Annotated in this window: 15 protein-coding genes and 1 other RNA gene; 1 reads left to right on the forward strand and 15 read right to left on the reverse strand. The window is 67.0% G+C overall.

Annotation, left to right across the window (positions count from 1 at the left end; all coding sequences use genetic code 11):
* Positions 1–60 precede the first annotated feature (60 nt).
* The 6 genes from B047_RS0104580 to B047_RS0104600 all read right to left on the reverse strand — a co-directional run bounded on the left by B047_RS0104580 (position 61) and on the right by B047_RS0104600 (position 4,338).
* Positions 61–1,428: a peptidoglycan D,D-transpeptidase FtsI family protein gene (locus B047_RS0104580; protein ID WP_018465781.1), complete on the reverse strand. Its 1,368-nt coding sequence runs from the start codon at positions 1,426–1,428 to the stop codon at positions 61–63.
* On the reverse strand, positions 1,425–1,679 hold the full coding sequence (locus B047_RS0104585; protein WP_018465782.1) for a hypothetical protein: 255 nt from the start codon (positions 1,677–1,679) through the stop codon (positions 1,425–1,427). The genes B047_RS0104580 and B047_RS0104585 overlap by 4 nt, the downstream gene beginning before the upstream one ends.
* Positions 1,676–2,542 (reverse strand): 16S rRNA (cytosine(1402)-N(4))-methyltransferase RsmH, encoded by an 867-nt coding sequence (gene rsmH / locus B047_RS0104590; RefSeq protein WP_018465783.1) that lies wholly within the window; start codon positions 2,540–2,542, stop codon positions 1,676–1,678. The genes B047_RS0104585 and rsmH overlap by 4 nt, the downstream gene beginning before the upstream one ends.
* On the reverse strand, positions 2,542–2,976 hold the full coding sequence (gene mraZ / locus B047_RS0104595) for a division/cell wall cluster transcriptional repressor MraZ (RefSeq protein ID WP_018465784.1): 435 nt from the start codon (positions 2,974–2,976) through the stop codon (positions 2,542–2,544). Before mraZ ends, rsmH begins: the two co-directional genes overlap by 1 nt.
* A gap of 361 nt (positions 2,977–3,337) precedes the next feature.
* An RNA gene (gene rnpB / locus B047_RS17175) (RNase P RNA component class A) lies at positions 3,338–3,704 on the reverse strand.
* Between the two features lie 238 nt (positions 3,705–3,942).
* On the reverse strand, positions 3,943–4,338 hold the full coding sequence (locus B047_RS0104600) for a GatB/YqeY domain-containing protein (protein WP_018465785.1): 396 nt from the start codon (positions 4,336–4,338) through the stop codon (positions 3,943–3,945).
* 46 nt (positions 4,339–4,384) lie between these two features.
* On the opposite strand from B047_RS0104600, the gene B047_RS0104605 reads away from it, so the two are divergent.
* Positions 4,385–7,051 carry a hypothetical protein gene (locus B047_RS0104605; protein WP_018465786.1) on the forward strand — a complete coding sequence of 889 codons (2,667 nt, stop codon included), beginning with the start codon at positions 4,385–4,387 and terminating at the stop codon, positions 7,049–7,051.
* Positions 7,052–7,094: 43 nt separating this feature from the next.
* Here B047_RS0104605 and B047_RS0104610 read toward each other — a convergent pair whose 3' ends face one another.
* The 9 genes from B047_RS0104610 to B047_RS0104650 all read right to left on the reverse strand — a co-directional run bounded on the left by B047_RS0104610 (position 7,095) and on the right by B047_RS0104650 (position 15,532).
* Positions 7,095–7,709 (reverse strand): LON peptidase substrate-binding domain-containing protein, encoded by a 615-nt coding sequence (locus B047_RS0104610; protein WP_018465787.1) that lies wholly within the window; start codon positions 7,707–7,709, stop codon positions 7,095–7,097.
* Positions 7,710–7,721: 12 nt separating this feature from the next.
* Positions 7,722–8,165 carry a thioesterase family protein gene (locus B047_RS0104615; protein ID WP_018465788.1) on the reverse strand — a complete coding sequence of 148 codons (444 nt, stop codon included), beginning with the start codon at positions 8,163–8,165 and terminating at the stop codon, positions 7,722–7,724.
* Between the two features lie 11 nt (positions 8,166–8,176).
* Positions 8,177–9,526 carry a phenylacetate--CoA ligase family protein gene (locus tag B047_RS0104620; protein ID WP_018465789.1) on the reverse strand — a complete coding sequence of 450 codons (1,350 nt, stop codon included), beginning with the start codon at positions 9,524–9,526 and terminating at the stop codon, positions 8,177–8,179.
* Between the two features lie 36 nt (positions 9,527–9,562).
* Entirely contained in the window at positions 9,563–10,324 is a 762-nt protein-coding gene (locus B047_RS0104625) for an SDR family oxidoreductase (protein ID WP_018465790.1), read from the reverse strand.
* Positions 10,321–11,523 (reverse strand): 3-oxoadipyl-CoA thiolase, encoded by a 1,203-nt coding sequence (pcaF, locus tag B047_RS0104630; protein ID WP_018465791.1) that lies wholly within the window; start codon positions 11,521–11,523, stop codon positions 10,321–10,323. Before pcaF ends, B047_RS0104625 begins: the two co-directional genes overlap by 4 nt.
* 92 nt (positions 11,524–11,615) lie before the next feature.
* Complete coding sequence (paaI, locus tag B047_RS0104635; protein ID WP_018465792.1) at positions 11,616–11,987, reverse strand: hydroxyphenylacetyl-CoA thioesterase PaaI; 372 nt, start codon at positions 11,985–11,987, stop codon at positions 11,616–11,618.
* Positions 11,984–12,718 (reverse strand): ABC transporter ATP-binding protein, encoded by a 735-nt coding sequence (locus tag B047_RS0104640; RefSeq protein WP_018465793.1) that lies wholly within the window; start codon positions 12,716–12,718, stop codon positions 11,984–11,986. The genes paaI and B047_RS0104640 overlap by 4 nt, the downstream gene beginning before the upstream one ends.
* 43 nt (positions 12,719–12,761) lie before the next feature.
* Positions 12,762–14,528 carry a branched-chain amino acid ABC transporter ATP-binding protein/permease gene (locus B047_RS16260; RefSeq protein WP_018465794.1) on the reverse strand — a complete coding sequence of 589 codons (1,767 nt, stop codon included), beginning with the start codon at positions 14,526–14,528 and terminating at the stop codon, positions 12,762–12,764.
* On the reverse strand, positions 14,525–15,532 hold the full coding sequence (locus tag B047_RS0104650; RefSeq protein ID WP_018465795.1) for a branched-chain amino acid ABC transporter permease: 1,008 nt from the start codon (positions 15,530–15,532) through the stop codon (positions 14,525–14,527). Before B047_RS0104650 ends, B047_RS16260 begins: the two co-directional genes overlap by 4 nt.
* Positions 15,533–15,595: the final 63 nt, after the last annotated feature.

The raw sequence follows: 15,595 nt of genomic DNA on the forward strand, positions 1-15,595 counted from the left end.
TATAAGCAGTAAGATGTGTCAGATACTCAACATGCACAACAGCCTCACTGGGCTCCCAGTCTAGCGGCTTTTGGATGAGGCTTCCAGCCGGGGCGGCTCCCCCCACAGGCTGAAGAGCCCGGCGGCGATCTCGCGAAAGACCGGGGCTGCCACCATCGCGCCGTGGATGCGAGGACCTTTGGGGTGATGCAGCACCACCACCACCGTCACCTTGGGCTCATCGGAGGGGATGAACCCGGCAAAGAGGGCGTTGTAGATGGTTTTGGAGTAGCGCCCGTCTACCACCACCTGCGCGGTGCCGGTCTTGCCTCCCAGGACGTAGCCCTCGAGCCTGGCCTGGGGAGCTACCCCGTCGGTGAGGGCTTTGCGGATGCTGCGGGCCACTTCGCTGCGGAACACCCGCTCGCCCTCGCCCACCGCTTCTTGCACCAGCTGCGGTGGCAGGTAGACCCCGTCGTTGGCCAGGGCGTTGAAGGCTGCGGCGAGGTGCAGCGGGGTGATCAAGAAGCCCTGCCCGAAGGTGGCGTTGGCGTACTCGCTGGGCCCCCACTGCTCGGGGGGGCGCACCTGGGGCCGCTCGAGCCAGGCTCCCCTCATCGGGCGGGGATCGGTGAAGTGCAGCTTCTGCATGCTCTCGTAGAGCTTGCTGCGCTCCATGCTGCGGGCCAGCTTGCTGATGCCGACGTTGGAGGAGTACCTGAGCACCTCGGCCAGGGTGAGCTTGGGCGGGTGGGACACCGCGTCGTTGATGGTCCAGCCCCCGACCTGGTAGTACATCGGAGCCTCTACCACGGTGTCCAGGCTGGCCTTGCGCTGCTCGAGCAACGTCGCCGCCGTGATGGCCTTCATGGTCGAGCCCGGTTCGAGCGCCACCCTGAAGGCATGGTTGCGCCAGGAGAGGTCTACGGCTGGGTCCTTGCGGGGCGCCTGAGGATCGAAGGCGGGAGCGTTGGCCACGGCCAGGAGCCGCCCGGTCCTGCTCTCCATGACCAGCGCGGTGCCCCAGTCGGCTTTGGAACTCTCCAGAGCACCCCACAGGGCCTGCTCGGCCAGCGACTGCACGGCGGGATCGAGGGTCAGGCGCACGTCGCGGCCTGCGGCCAGGACGCCCTCGAGGTCGCGCTCGAGCCCGGCCAACCCCTGCCCGGCCACACCCCTGGGGTCCCGCTCGGCGAAACCGAGCACCTGCGAGGCCGAGGGTCCTAAGGGGTATAGCCGCTCGCCTGCGCGGCTGCTCATTGCCAGAGGCGTGCCATCGCGGGCTAGCAGGGTGCCTCGAGGGGATAGGGGCTTGCTGGACTGGGAGCTGCGCGGCTGTAGTTGGGGCGCGTGCAGGGCCAATTGCACCAGCCCGTACCCCACCGCCAGGCCATAGCACACGAAGGCGATGATCACCACCCATACCCGGTGCAAGCTGGCCTGGGTCATTGCCCCTCCCTGGCCCACCGGGCCACGCTCATGGGAATGAAGCCGTTGTTCTTGGCCCACTCGCGCAAGGCCAGGGCCGAGGTGTGCTGGTAGTGGGCAAGGGTTAGCTGCAGCACGCGCTCCTCGAGCTCGGCTTTGTGCTGCTCGAGCCGGGCGATAGCCTGATTGGAGGACTGGTTAAAGTACCCCAGCGTGCCCAGCGCGATCAGCAGAGACAGATACAGCCCCCCCCACCGCCCGATCACCCTCATGCCCCGCCCCCTTTCAGTTCCGCCGCGCGCAGCTTGGCGCTGCGGGCACGCGGGTTGGATTCCATCTCCTGCTGGCTGGGGATCACCGGTTTCTTCGTCAGCACCGACAAGCGCGGGTGCTCGCGCAGAAAGTGCTTCACCAGGCGGTCTTCCAGCGAGTGAAAGCTGATCACCACCAGCCGCCCGCCTGGACGCAGCACCCCGGTCGCTCCCTCCAGCAGCTCGCGCAGCGCCCCTAGCTCGTCGTTGACGTAGATGCGCAGGGCCTGGAAGGTGCGTCGCGCCGGGTGCCCAGCCTCGCGGAAGCCCGTGGCCTTGCGCACCACCTCGGCCAGCTGGGTGGTGGTGCGGATGGGACGTGAAGCCACGATGTGGCGGGCGATGCGATAGGCCCGATTTTCCTCGCCATAGCTGCGCAGGATGTCGGCGATTTCCTCGAGTTCGAAGGTGTTGACCACCTCGCCTGCGGTGAGCTCGCCCTCGCCCATGCGCATGTCCAGCGGCCCCTCGAGGCGGTAGCTGAAGCCTCGAGCGGGGTCGTCGAAGTGGTAGCTGGAGACGCCTAGGTCGGCCAGGATGCCGTCTGCGAGGGTGACGCCGAGCCTGGATAGCTCGGCGGTGAGGTGGCGAAAGTTGGCCTGCACCAGCCTGAGCCCAGGCAGCTTCAACGCCTGGGCCCGCGCGATGGCCTGCGGGTCCTGGTCGAAGGCGATCACCTCGCCCCCGCGCTCCAGGATGCCCCGCGTGTGGCCCGCGCCCCCCAGCGTGGCATCGACGTAGAGCCCGCCGGGACGGACGTCGAGCCACTTTAGCGCCTCCTCGAGGAGCACCGGGGTGTGGGAGGGGCCTGGTTCCAAGGTCATCACCCCACCAACCCTCGCAGCGCCTCTGGGGCGGGCGGATTGGCCAGCACCTGGTTGATGTTCTCCCACCAGCGGCTCTCACTCCACAGCTCGAGCCGGGTGGGAGCCCCGGCCACCACCACCTCATTGGAGTCCTCGATTCCCGCGAACTTGCGTAGCGGTGGCGGGATGGTGACCCGCGAGGCGTTGTCCATCTGGGTTTTGTAAGCGCCCATGTAGAAAAAGCGCATGAACTTCTGCGACTCCAGGTCGATAAGCGAAAGGTTCACGAGTTGCTGCTCGATCTTGCTCCAAGCCAGCAGGGGAAACATGTACAAGCAGCCCTCGAGCCCCCGGGTGATCACCACGCCGTCCTCGATAAAAGGACGGAAGGGTTGCGGTATCACAACCCTCCCCTTGTCGTCGAGGCTATACTGGTATTCACCGAAGGGCATCGTCTTTTCTCCAGTTCAAGCTTTTGGCTTCCCTTCGCCAACGGGGTTTTGGGTGTCTATCCCACTGGCATCGCCGTTCTGTAGCTCAATCTACCACAAAACTCCCACGTTTTACCACTGTATCCCACTTCTGCCCCACCTCTGTCCCACCCAACTCCCATCGGAGGGTAAAGCGAAGCCGAAGGGGCGCGGGTGTATAGGGATTTCCGTCTGGGAGGGAATTTTTCTGATGAGGGGTGCTGGGAAAGGCTGAAGTGAAGCAATTTTCTGGTTCTATTGGCGTCAGAACCTAGAAATTCGATCTGTCTGAGGCGAATAAAAATAAAGAAAACATTAAAAACCCCCTCCTCGAGGAGGGGGCTGCCTGGGAAAGGGCGTAAGCCGGGTTCTGTTTCCACGGTCATCTATCTGGGATCGCTGTCGCCAGCGACCTCGAGCGGCCAATCCCTACAGGTGAAGCGAGCCGGGCCAGCTCTCCCTGTGGTGCGCGAGGGCAGAGCCCTCACGTAGGCCTTGCACCGGGTGGGGTTTGCCTAGCTCCCCCTGTCTCCAGGGGCACTGGTGGGCTCTTACCCCACCGTTTCACCCTTGCCGCCTGTTGGCGGCGGTCTGCTCTCTGTTGCACTATTCCGTCGGGTTGCCCCGCCCAGCCGTTAGCTGGCACCCTGCCCTGTGGAGCCCGGACTTTCCTCAGATGGTTACCCATCCGCGACCGTGCCCCTTTCCCAGGCAAGACTTCAGTTTAGCTCAAAAACCCGAAGGAGGCCAAGAGGCGTCAAGGCTGGCGAGTGCCTTGCGATCTGATACCGAATTCAAAAAGATACTCTTCAAAACCAAAACCCAGAGGCTATCTTTTTGAATCCCAGAGCACTCCCTTCGGTCGACCGCCCCGCCTTGGCGGGGCGGCGTCACCATTCGGTGACGAACTAACCGAATCTGGTATGATTGCCCTGCCGGTGCCCAAGCTCAACCCTTCGCAACCCGCTCGATCACCTTGCGCACCTTGTCTCCCGGAGCCGCGGGACCCAGAGCCTTGGTTACCACGCCGATGGCCGCCAGGGGAGCCTTGAACTGGCTGAAGTCGATGTTGGCCCGCACCCAAGCCTCGATCTCCTCCTCGCTCATCTCCTTGGGCAGGAAGCGGTCGAGGAACTCGAGGTCGAAGCGGTTTCCCGTCTCCTCGGCCGTGACGCGCAGGGCTTTGAGGATCTTGACTGCCTCGGTGTCGGGCAGGGGGCGGCCATCGCCCTTGCGGTCCATCTCGGCCTTGATCACGCGGGCAAAGTCGAGGGTGGTCTGGTCCTTGGCTTTCATGGCCTCGACGATGGTCTTCTTGATCGCGTCGTAAATGGTCGTGCTCATGTGAGCCAGTGTAGCCTCTTTGCGGGTACAATTCCTTAGCTACGCCATGCCCTACCGTGTGCCCAAAAGCCGCTTGCTGCCCCCGCGCACGGCTCGAGAAGTCAGCCGCCTGCGTTTGGGCGAGGTGGTGCGCCAGGGTTTCACCAAAAGCCCGGTGCTGGTGCTGGCGGCTGGGGCGGGTTGGGGCAAGTCCACACTGATGGCCTCGCTGATGGCAGGTGGTGGGGTATGGCTCACCCTGGCCGAGGACTGCCAGGATCCGGTGGTGCTGGGCTGGCACCTGCTCGAGGCCTACCGCCCCCGGCTCGGGGGCCATGCGCTCGAGGTCGAACAAGCCCTCGAGCACGGCGCTTGGGCCAAGGCCGCCGAAGCGCTGCTGGAGGAGCTGGCCGCGTGGCATAATCCCCTGGGTCCGGCTCACCTCCTGGTCCTCGACGAAGCCCAGCGGGCTGCCAGCCGCGAAGCGCTGGCCTTCCTGCGTATGCTCTCGCAGGCCCCCGCCCTACAGATGGCCGTGTTGAGCCGCCGGGCGGCGCCCTGGGAGGTGCTGGGGCGCGTGCTGGGTGAGCGCGAGTTGGCCTTCGACGCCGAGGAGGCTTTGGAGCTGGCCGTGGCCATCGCGCCCGAACTCCCGGCCTTCGAGGTCGAGCAGGCCCACAGCTTGGTGCGGGGGTGGCCGCTGGGGCTGCGCTTGCTGCTGAGGGCCATGCGGCGCGGAGCACGCCCCGAGGAGGCTTTCTACGCTCACCCCGACCCCGCCGGGCTCCTGGCCTACTTGCTGCCCAGCCTGCCCGAGAGCGTGCAGAAGATCGCCGCCCGCGCGAGTGTTCTGGGCGAGTTAGGGCCGGAGGAACTCGCCTGGATAGGGGATGTCTCCGCCCTCGAGCCCTACGCCAGCGATCTGCTGCTGGAGTGGGTGGGGGGGCGCATCCGTTTTCATCCCCTGGTACGCCAGGCCCTCATCAGCCTGCTCGAGCCCGCCGAGGTGCGTGCTCTGCTGACGCGGGCTGCCGACGCCGCGCTGGAGAGGGGAGAGGGTGTGCGGGCGGCGGGATACTTGCTCGAGGCCGGGCGCTTGGGCCACGCCGCCGACCTGGTAATGAGCCAGGGCGCGGAGTGGCTGCGGCAAGGCCTGACTTACACCGTGCTGGCGATGCTCGAGCGCATCCCCCAGGAGATGTTTGCCACCCGTCCGGCGCTGTGCTACCTCCACGCCGAGGGCCTGCGCCAGGCCGGGCGCTACGCCGAGGCCGAGCAGGCCTACCGCCGGGCATTGGAGTCGGGCGTGGAGCAGGCCAACGTGGGCTTAGCCCGGCTGTTCCTCGACACCGTGGAGCCGGCGAGGGCTTGGCCTTATCTCGAGGCCGCCCGCAAGACCCACCCCGAGGAGGCAAAGCGGCTGTGGGCCGAGAACCTGCTCAACTCGGGCCGGGTGACCGAGGCCGCGGCGATGGGCATGGTAGGCCCTAGGCTCTGGCTGCGGGGTGGGCAGCCGGAGAGGGCTTTGCAGGAGCTGCGCCGCGAGCACACCCGTAGCCTTCCCGTAGCCCAGAACCACCGCGAGGGCACGCTGCTGCTGGCGTTGCTCGAGGCCGTCGCCGGGGACGCTGAGAGCGCTCAGGCCATGGCCCACAAAGGCCGCCGCGAGGGCGAGACCCTGGGGAGCCCCTTCGTGGTGGCCTTGGCCGAGGCTCGGCTGGGACACGCCCTGCTGGCGCAGAACCGCTGGGAAGAAGCCCGTGCGGCTTACGAGCGGGCCTTGGCCCTGGCTGAAGGCGGGCCGGCGCGGCTGAAGGTGGAGGCCCTGGGCGGTCTGGCGGCGATAGGCGCCGCGCGAGCCTATGCCGATATGATCCGCCTGAGCCGGGAAGCGGGCGACCCCTGGGTAGAAGCCTTCATGACCTTGGCCGTAGCCTACGCCCACCTGCGCCGGGGCGAGCCCTTTGGCTTGCCCGCTTTCACCGCCCTCGAGGACCCCTTCCTGCTGGCGCTGGCCGCGGCCTACCCCTGGAGCAGCGCGCCCACCGAGTTGCTCGAGCGCTATCCCTTCCTGGCCCAGCCCACGCTCTTCGCCCCGCCCATTCACCGCACCCGCCGGCTGTTGTGGGAGGCGGGAAAGCTGCCGTTGCCCTACCACCCAGGGGTTCGCGTCGAGCTTTTTGCGCTGGGTGGGCTCAGCTTGCGGGTGGAAGGGCGGGAGGTGCGGCTCAAGCGGGAAAAAGCCCGCCTGCTGCTGGCCTTGCTGCTGATTCGGGAGTGGAGCAAGGAGGCTTTGTTGGAGACTTTGGAGGTTTCCGACGGGGAGTTCCGGGTGCTGTGGTCAGAGTTGTTGGGGGCGCTCGAGCCAGGTCGTCCCAGCCGTGTGCCCGGCTACTTCCTCAAGCCCTACGGCCTGGTCCGGGTGCCCGAGCTGTGGGTCGATGTGTGGGAGTTGCCGGATTCCAACCGCCTGCCGCTGGAGGGCTTCGACCACCCCGAGATCGACCGCTTCCGCGAAGCTTACCGCGCTTCACGACGCCAGCGATTGCTGCTGAGCAGCGAACCGGCCTCCTGGCTCGAGGCCCTGCGCCTGGAGCCCACCGACGAGGCCGTGCTCGAGCGCCTGCTCGAAACCCCCCTAGCCGCCGAGGGGTGGAGCCTGTATGCCGCTGCGATGCGGGAATTGGGGCTGGAGCCTGACCGGCGGCTCGAGCGCTTTCGCAGTTTGCGGTGAGGTCGGGCGCCGGGGCCGCATCGAAAGACCTGGATTGCCCGCTTCAGGCCTCCGACCCGCTGCTCGAGAGCGGCCCCTGGCGCATGAGCTTCTGGGCGAGCTCGAGGCGGGCCACCAGCGAGGGGGCCTCGAGCAGGGCCTGCCTCTCGGCGGCGGGCACCCGCAGGTTTACGCATAGGAAGGAAGCCTGGTACAGCGGGTCCTCGGGCAGGTTGGCGATGGCCTGCTCCAGGGCTCTGGGATCGGCCTTGCCCGCGACGTAGTTGCGAAAAGCCTCCATCGCGTCCCAGGCGGCAATGGCCTCGAGGCCGGGGTCGGAGCGCTCGAGGGGCAGGGGTTGGTCGGGGATCGAGTAGTAAAGCTTGCCCTCGCCCAACCCCACCTCGCCCACGCGGCAGCGCTCCCCACCCCGGCAGACGATGTTGAAGGTGCCGTCGGGGTTCTCCGAGGCCGCCAGCAACTCCACGTAGCCGCCCACCCGGCGATACATCCCCGGCTCCGGCCCCGCCAGCGTGATCACGAAGCGTCGCTCACCCTCCTCGCGCTCGAGCAGGTCCCGGGTCATCTGCTTGTAGCGCTCCTCGAAGATGAACAGCGGAATTAACAGGCCGGGGAAGACCACGGTCTCGGGTAGGGGGAATAGCGGCAGGCGGGCCATGTGCACCGGGGCCTAGCTTTGGGCGCGCAGGTGAGCCGCCCAGCGCTCCTCGAGCTTCTCGAAAATGCGCTCGAGCTTGCCCTTGGGCAAGATCACTTGTTCCGTCTCGCCCTCGCCGATGAGGTCGCCGAGTTCGTTCCACACCTTGAGGGCGGCCCAAACACGGTTGCCCTCGGTGCGGGTGTGCTCGGCTAAGAGCCGCACCTTCATGCCCGGCAGGGCCGAGGCCCGGTGATCCACGCTCACCTTCGAGCCGATGCCCTCCTCGCCCTCCTCGAGGAAGTCGAGGATGATCATGCGCCCGGCCATCTCCATGTGCTTGGCCATCCAGTAGGTCGCGTAGACGGCGTGCAGCTTGCCCAGCCGGGGGTCGTGGGGGTGCTCGAAGTCCACGGTCATCTCGTCGGTGACGGTGAGCTCGAGCGTCGCTTGGTATCCGATGGGTATGGGTTTCATAGTGGCCAATATCAGCCCAAATTTCTCAAGTCCGCCACGCGCTTGAGCTTGCCGCCTTCACTGCGCGGGGCGGTGCCGGGGCTGAGCAGCGTGACCTTGACCGAGACGCCGATGTTGTCCTTGATCTTGTGCGCCACCTTGTCGCGCAGCGCCGAGAGGCGGTGATCGGCCTCGACGACCTCGTCGGAGAGCATCTGCGCGCCCACTTCGCGGAAGAAAGGCTCGGCGACCTCGAGCTTGAGTTCGACCTCGTCCATGGTGCGTTCGCGCCGCAGCACGATCTGGTAGTGGGGGGCCACCTCGGGGATCTGCGTCAGCACCGCCTCGATCTGGGTGGGGTAGACGTTGACCCCGCGCACGATGAGCATATCATCGGTGCGACCCCGGATTTGCGCCATGCGGGCGTGGGTGCGCCCGGAGGCAGCCGGCTCGCGGGTGATGTAGGTGAGGTCGCCGGTCCAGTAGCGCAGCACCGGCATGGCCTTCTTGGTGAGGGTGGTGAGCACCAGCACGCCCACCTCGCCCTCGGGCAGAACCTCGCCGCTCTCGGGGTGGACGACTTCGGGGTAGAAGTGGTCCTCCCAGATGTAGCTCAGGCCGTCGCGTTCGTTGACGTCCTCGTTGGAGACACCCGGGCCGATGATTTCGGAGAGGCCGTAGATGTTGGTGGACTTCACCCCTAAGCCCTCGTCCACGCTCTTTCGGATGGCCTCGGTCCAGGGCTCCGCGCCCAGCACGGCGTACTTGAGGCTGATCTCCTCCGGGCTCACCCCGCGCTTCCTGAACTCCTCGGCCAGGGTCTGGGCATACGAGGGGGTGCAGCAGATGACTTCGGGCTTGAAGTCCTGGATCAGCATGATCTGTCGCTCGGTCATGCCGCCGGAGACGGGCACCACGATCATGCCCAACTTCTCCGCGCCCCCGTGCAGCCCCAGCCCGCCGGTGAAGAGGCCGTAGCCGTAGGCGTTGTGCAGCATCATGCCGGGCTCGCACCCCGCGGCGGCCAGCGAGCGAGCCACCACCTCGGCGAAGATCTCGAGGTCGCCTTTGGTGTAACCCACCACCGTGGGCTTGCCGGTGGTGCCGCTGCTGGCGTGGATGCGGGCGAGCTCGTGGCGCGGCACCGCGAAGAGGCCAAAGGGGTAGGTCTCGCGCAGGTCTTTTTTCCTGGTGAAGGGGAGCTTGTGGATGTCCTCGAGGCCCCGGATATCGCCGGGCTTCAGACCCCGCTCGTCCAGGGCTTGCCTGTAAAAGGGCACCCGCTCGTAGACGTAGGCCACCTGCTCGCGCAGCCGCTCGTCCTGGAGCGCTTTGAGCTTGGGGCGGGGAAGGGTCTCGAGTTCGGGCTGGAAGATGGGCATGGGTACCTCCTGTCAAATCGTGCGCCCGCACGGAACTCACTGAGCGGTCATTCCTCCGTCCACGGCGAGCACCTGGCCGCTGACGTAGTCGGAGGCGGGGGAGCAGAGGAAGAGCGCGGCAGCGGCGAGCTCGCCGCTGCGGCCCAGGCGGCCCAGCGGGGTGCGCCCGGCCACGGCGGCTTCGATGCGCGGCAGCACCTTTTCGGTCATGCGGGTGGGGAAGAAGCCGGGGGCCAGAGCATTGACCCGGATGCCGAAGGGGCCCCACTTCACCGCGAGGTCGCGGGTCAGGGCGATCAGGCCGCCCTTGGAGGCCGAGTAGGCGGCGGCATCCATGACCTCGCTGGGGCTACCCATCAGCCCGGCTACCGAGGCGATGTTGAGGATTTTGCCGTAGCCGCGTTGCTTCATACCCCGGGCGGCGATGCGGCTGGCGAGGAAGGCGCCGGTGATGTTGATGTCGAGCACCTCACGGATCTTGGCGGCGGGGACTTCGAGTGCGTCCTGGCCCCAGGTCACCCCGGCGGCGTTGACCAGCACCGTGAGGGGCCCGAGCTCGGCCTCGACCCGCTCGACGGCACGCTCGAGGCCCTCCTCGTCTTGCACGTTGCCCACGATGGGTAGGGCGTCGGGGATGAGTTTGAGGGCGTCTTCGAAGAAGCCCTCCCGGCGGGCCAGTAGCGCGACTTTGGCCCCGGCCTCGCGCAGGGCGTAGGCGATCTCGAGCCCCAGGCCCCGCGAGCCCCCCGTCACCAGGGCCACCTTGCCGTCGAGGCGGAACTGCTCGAGCACCCTCATACCCTCTCGACTACCATCGCGATGCCCTGCCCCACGCCGATGCACATGGTCGCCAGGCCGAACTGCACCTCGCGTCGCTGCATCTCGTGCACCAAAGCGGTGAGGATGCGTGCCCCCGAGCAGCCTAGCGGGTGACCGATGGCGATAGCCCCGCCGCCCGGGTTGAGCCGAGGGTCTTCGGGGTCCATCCCCCACTCGCGTAGCACAGCCAGGCTTTGCGCGGCGAAGGCCTCGTTGAGCTCGATCAGGCCGAGGTCGGAGAGGGATAGCCCGGCCCGCTCGAGTGCCTTGCGGGTTGCGGGAACCGGCCCGATGCCCATGATGCGTGGCTCGACCCCCGCCACGGCGATAGAGCGCACGCGGGCCAGCGCTTTGAGCCCGTGGGCCTGGGCGTAGTCCCTCGAAGCCAGCAGCACCGCCGCGGCCCCGTCGTTGAGCGAAGAGCTGTTGCCGGCGGTGACGCTCCCGCCTTGACGGAACACCGGCTTGAGCTTGGCCAGGGCCTCGAGGCTGGTGTCGGCCCTGGGCCCCTCGTCCTTGCAGATGGACTCGCGGTCGCCCTTGCGGCTTTGGATTTCCACCGGGACCATCTGGCTTTCGTAAGCGCCCGAGAGCTGAGCGGCGATGGCCTTCTGGTGTGAGCGCAGGGCGAACTTGTCCTGTTCTTCGCGGGAGATCTGGTACTGCTCGGCAAGATTCTCGGCGGTCTCGCCCATGGCCTCGGTGCCGTACATCTCCTTCATGCGTGGGTTGATGAAGCGCCAGCCCAGCGTGCTGTCGTAGACGGTCACGTTGCCCGTGGCGAAGGCTTTCTCGGCTTTGGGCATGACCCAGGGGGCGCGGCTCATGCTCTCCACCCCGCCGCCGATGTAGACCTGCCCTTCACCCACCATGATGGCCCTGGCCGCGCTCGCTACCGCCTCCAGGCCGCTGCCACACAGCCGGTTGACGGTCGAACCCCCCACCGAGATGGGTAATCCGGCCAGCAAGAGCGACATCCGCGCCACGTTGCGGTTGTCCTCGCCGGCTTGATTGGCACAACCCATGTAGACGTCTTCGATGTCGCTTCCCGGCACGCCTGTTCGCTGTAAGAGGGCCCGGATGGGAATGGCCCCCAGATCGTCGGGGCGCACCGAGGAGAGCACCCCGCCATGCTTGCCGACGGGCGTACGTACTGCGTCGATGATGTAGGCTTCCATATGAACACTGATAGCTAAGAGCTGATAGCCAAGACGGGTGTCATAGCCAAGACGGGTGTCATAGCCAAGACGGGTGTCTTTGACCATCGGCCCTATGAGCCATCGGCCTCCTTTCTGAACACTGTACCCGTGAACAGGGCCACCAGCTCCGCGCCGCGCCGGATTTCGATGCGGTAGGTGGCCGTGCGGCGGCCCAGGTTCTCCTCGGTGGCGAGGGCCTCGAGCACGTCGCCTTCACGAGCGGGCTTGAAGTACTCCATGTGGGTCGAGAGGGCCACTGCCGTCACCCCGTGCGAGTTGGAGGCCAGCGCGAAGGCGGCGTCGGCCAGGCTGTAGAGGAAGCCCCCGTGGCAGGAGCCGTGGATGTTGAGGTGCTGCGGGGCTACGCGGGCGCTCAAGCGGGCTTGCCCGCGTCCGATCGAGCGCAGCTCGATGCCCAGCAGCGCCATAAAGGGGTCGGTCATGCTTCGGCCTCCTTCCCGCGCAGGCCAAGGTAGCTCTCCAGCACCCGCGGGTCGTGCAGCAGGTCCTGGGCGCGGCCTTCCATGACCAACTCGCCGGCCTCGAGCACGTAGCCCCGGTCGGCCAGGCCCAGCGCCATACGGGCGTTCTGCTCGACCAGCAAGATGGGAATACCCTCCCGCTTGAGCCCCTCCAGGATGTCGAAGATCTCCCGCACGATCAGGGGGGCCAGGCCCAAGCTGGGCTCGTCCAGGAGGAGCAGTTTGGGCCGGGCCATCAGCGCGCGCCCGATGGCCAGCATCTGCTGCTCGCCGCCGGACATGGTGCCCGCAAACTGGGTGCGTCGCTCGAGCAGGCGAGGAAAGAGCGTGTAGACCCACTCGAGGTCGGCGCGGATCCCGCTTTCCCGCCGCTGATGACGCTGGAAAGCTCCCAGCAGGAGGTTGTCCTCCACGCTCAAGGAGGTGAACAGCTCGCGCTTCTCGGGCACCAGGACCAGCCCCTGGGCCATCAGGGCCTCGGGCGTTCGACGGGGCTGGGTCTGGCCGCGGTAGCGCACGCTGCCCCTTGCCGCCACCAGCCCCACCAGGCCCAGCAGGGTACTGGTCTTGCCCGCCCCGTTGGGGCCGATGAGCGTGACCACCTCCCCCTCTTCCACCCGGAAGGAGAGGTCACGCACGGCCTCCACGGCGCCGTAGCGCACGGTGAGGTGTTCAACCTCGAGCACGCTCATGGGCGTTCCTCCAAAGAGCGTCCTACGTTTAGCCTGTGGTTCATCAGGCCACCTCCTGGCCCAGGTAGGCCTCGATCACCTTGGGGTTCTTCTGCACCTCGCGGGGGGTGCCCTCGGCCAGTTTCTCACCGTAATGCATCACCACCACGCGGTCTACCAAGCCCATCACCAGGTCCATGTCGTGGTCTACCAACAACACCGTGATGCCCTCGGCGGCCAGGCGGCGGATCAGCCGGGCCAGCTCGAGCTTCTCCGCAGCCCTGAGCCCCGCCGCAGGCTCGTCCAGCAGGAGCACTTCGGGGCTGGAAGCCAGGGCACGGGCGATCTCCAGCAGGCGCTGCTGGCCCAGGGCCAGCCCTCCGGCCTTGTGGTGGGCCAACTCGGCCAGCCCCACACGCTCCAATGCCCGGTAGGCCTCGCTGAGGGCGGCGGCTTCCTCACGGCGGTTGATGCCCAGGAGGCAGGGGAGCATCCCAGAGCGGGTGCGGGCGTAGGTGCCCAGAGCGGCGTTTTCCAGCACGGTCATCTCGGGGAAGAGGTGGGGGTGTTGGAAGGTGCGACCAATGCCCTTTTCGTGCACCGTGAACGGGGCAAGCCCCGAGATCACCTCCCCTTTGAAGCGCACCTGGCCCTTGGTGGGGCCATGAACGCCCGTGATCAGGTTGAAGCAGGTGCTCTTGCCCGCGCCGTTGGGGCCGATGAGGCCCAGAACTTCTCCCCGGCGAAGCTGGAAGGAGAGCTCGCACACGGCCAGCAGGCCGCCGAAGGCTTTGCTGAGGTGTTCGACCTCGAGGATCACCTCTCCTTTGGGTACCGGGGACCCCTGCCCCTGTCTGGCGGGCAGCCCCATCCCTTGCGGCTTGCGCGGTGTGGGGCGGGGCAGGTAGCGCTCGAGGAAGGGCCACAGCCCTCTGGGGGCCAGGATCAGGATGACCACGAGCACCAGCCCGTAGGCGATGACCTCGTAGTTGCCGGTGCGGCCAAAGACCTTGGGCAGGATGTCCTTGAGCCACTCCTCCAGCCCCGTGATGAGCGAGGCTCCCAGGAAGACGCCGGGGATGCTGCCGATGCCCCCCACCACGGCCATGATGAGGTACTTGATGGAAGCCTCGAGGCCAAAAGGGCTGGGGTTGACGAAGCGCAGGAAGTGGGCGTACAGCCAACCGGCGATCCCCGCCAGCAGGGCCGCCAGCAGGAAGACCTGGAGCTTGAGGCTGGGGGGGTGCACGCCGAAGCTGGCCGCCGCCACGGCGTCGCCACGCAGCGCCCGCAGCGCCCGCCCTATCCGGCTGCCGGTCAGGTTGACCGCGCCCCAGGCCGCCAGCAGCGCAAAAGTCCAACTCAGGTAGTAGAAGCTGCCCTCCGTGCGGAAGGAGAAACCCATGATTGAGACCGCCGGGAGGTCGGGCAGCCCGGTGTGGCCGCCGGTGAGGGTGGTCCAGCTCCCCAGCACGATGAACAGGGCCATTTGCCAGGCAATGGTGGACAGCGGCAGGTAGTGACCCTTGAGCCGTACGGTGAGCCCGCCCAGCACCAGCGCCCCCACCCCGGCGAAGAGCAGCCCGATGGGCAGGGTGAGCCAGGGAGAGAGCCCCAGCTTGGTGCTCAGCAGGGCGGTGGTGTAGGCCGCCAGGCCCATGAAAGCGGCCTGACCGAAGCTGGTCATGCCCGCCATCCCGGTGAGCAAGTAGAGCCCCAAAGCCACCAGCGAACCGAAGGCCACGAAGTTGAGCAGGGTGATGTAGAAGGGTGGAAGAAACAGCGGCGCCAGCAGCAGGAGCGCCAGAATTACCAGGAGCAGGGCTCTCACTCCTCCTCACCTCCCAGCTCGAGGGTGCGCAGGCTGCGCCAGAAGAGCACCGGCAGCAGCAGGGCGAAGACGATGGCTTCCTTATAGGCGCTGGCTACGAAGGAACTGTAGGACTCCAGCAGTCCCACCACCAGCGCCCCGCCTACGGCCATCGGGTAGCTGATGAGCCCGCCCAGGATACCGGCCACGAAGCCCTTGAGCCCCAGCAGGAAGCCCATGAAGTAGGCCGCGTTGACCAGCGGGGCGATCAGCATGCCGCTCACGGCGGCTATGGCCGTGGCCAGCAGGAAGGCCACCCGCCCGGCCTCGCTGGGGTTGATGCCGCTGATGCGGGCCCCCAGCCGGTTGACCGCACAGGCCCTGAGGGCCTTGCCGTAGAGGCTGCGCGTGAAGAAGAGGTACAACCCCAGCATCGCCAGGAGGGCGAAGGCATAGACCACGAAGACCTGGCGCGGCAGGGGTAGCGAGCCCAGGTTGGCCTCACCCGAGAGCAAAGGCGGTGGTCGGTACTGTTCCGGCCCAAAGAAGACCAGCCCTAGCCCCTGGTACACGAAGTGCAGGCCCACCGCCAGGATCAGGTAGACCAGCACTGTGCCCCTGGGCAGCGGCTCGAAGAACAGGCGGTAGGTGGCCGGCCCCATCGGCAGCACGACCAGCACGGCCAGCAGCCAGGCCACCCATCCCGGAGCCCCGTGGGAGCCCCAGTAGGCCAGCCCCAGCAGCCCCCCTGCCAGGAGCAACAGCGCCAGGGCCAGCCGCAGGCGGCTGCGATCGAGGAGGGCCCAGGCTACCAGCATGGACGCCGAGAGCCAGGCGGTGCCGGGAAACTGGCCCTGCAGCAAGAGCGCGTAGGAGAGCGGTGCAAACATCAACAGCTCGCCCAGCGGCACCAGGATCACCCGGGTCACCGCGAAGACCAGCACCAGGCACAGCGCCAGCAGCGCGTAGATGGTGCCGTTCTGCAGCCCATCGGCCAGGAGGAAGGAGAAGATCGTCCAGTCCATAAAACCCGCTGATAGCCAGTAGCGGATAGCTGTTGGCAGCGACTCCTTTTATCAGCTATCCGC

This window comes from Calidithermus timidus DSM 17022, from assembly GCF_000373205.1.
Taxonomy (GTDB): domain Bacteria; phylum Deinococcota; class Deinococci; order Deinococcales; family Thermaceae; genus Calidithermus; species Calidithermus timidus.

Coding starts and splice junctions, on each gene's coding strand:
- B047_RS0104580 (WP_018465781.1), bottom strand. CDS start 1,428: ATGACCCAGGCCAGCTTGCACCGGGTATGGGTGGTGATCATCGCCTTC.
- B047_RS0104585 (WP_018465782.1), bottom strand. CDS start 1,679: ATGAGGGTGATCGGGCGGTGGGGGGGGCTGTATCTGTCTCTGCTGATC.
- rsmH (WP_018465783.1), bottom strand. CDS start 2,542: ATGACCTTGGAACCAGGCCCCTCCCACACCCCGGTGCTCCTCGAGGAG.
- mraZ (WP_018465784.1), bottom strand. CDS start 2,976: ATGCCCTTCGGTGAATACCAGTATAGCCTCGACGACAAGGGGAGGGTT.
- B047_RS0104600 (WP_018465785.1), bottom strand. CDS start 4,338: ATGAGCACGACCATTTACGACGCGATCAAGAAGACCATCGTCGAGGCC.
- B047_RS0104605 (WP_018465786.1), top strand. CDS start 4,385: ATGCCCTACCGTGTGCCCAAAAGCCGCTTGCTGCCCCCGCGCACGGCT.
- B047_RS0104610 (WP_018465787.1), bottom strand. CDS start 7,709: ATGGCCCGCCTGCCGCTATTCCCCCTACCCGAGACCGTGGTCTTCCCC.
- B047_RS0104615 (WP_018465788.1), bottom strand. CDS start 8,165: ATGAAACCCATACCCATCGGATACCAAGCGACGCTCGAGCTCACCGTC.
- B047_RS0104620 (WP_018465789.1), bottom strand. CDS start 9,526: ATGCCCATCTTCCAGCCCGAACTCGAGACCCTTCCCCGCCCCAAGCTC.
- B047_RS0104625 (WP_018465790.1), bottom strand. CDS start 10,324: ATGAGGGTGCTCGAGCAGTTCCGCCTCGACGGCAAGGTGGCCCTGGTG.
- pcaF (WP_018465791.1), bottom strand. CDS start 11,523: ATGGAAGCCTACATCATCGACGCAGTACGTACGCCCGTCGGCAAGCAT.
- paaI (WP_018465792.1), bottom strand. CDS start 11,987: ATGACCGACCCCTTTATGGCGCTGCTGGGCATCGAGCTGCGCTCGATC.
- B047_RS0104640 (WP_018465793.1), bottom strand. CDS start 12,718: ATGAGCGTGCTCGAGGTTGAACACCTCACCGTGCGCTACGGCGCCGTG.
- B047_RS0104650 (WP_018465795.1), bottom strand. CDS start 15,532: ATGGACTGGACGATCTTCTCCTTCCTCCTGGCCGATGGGCTGCAGAAC.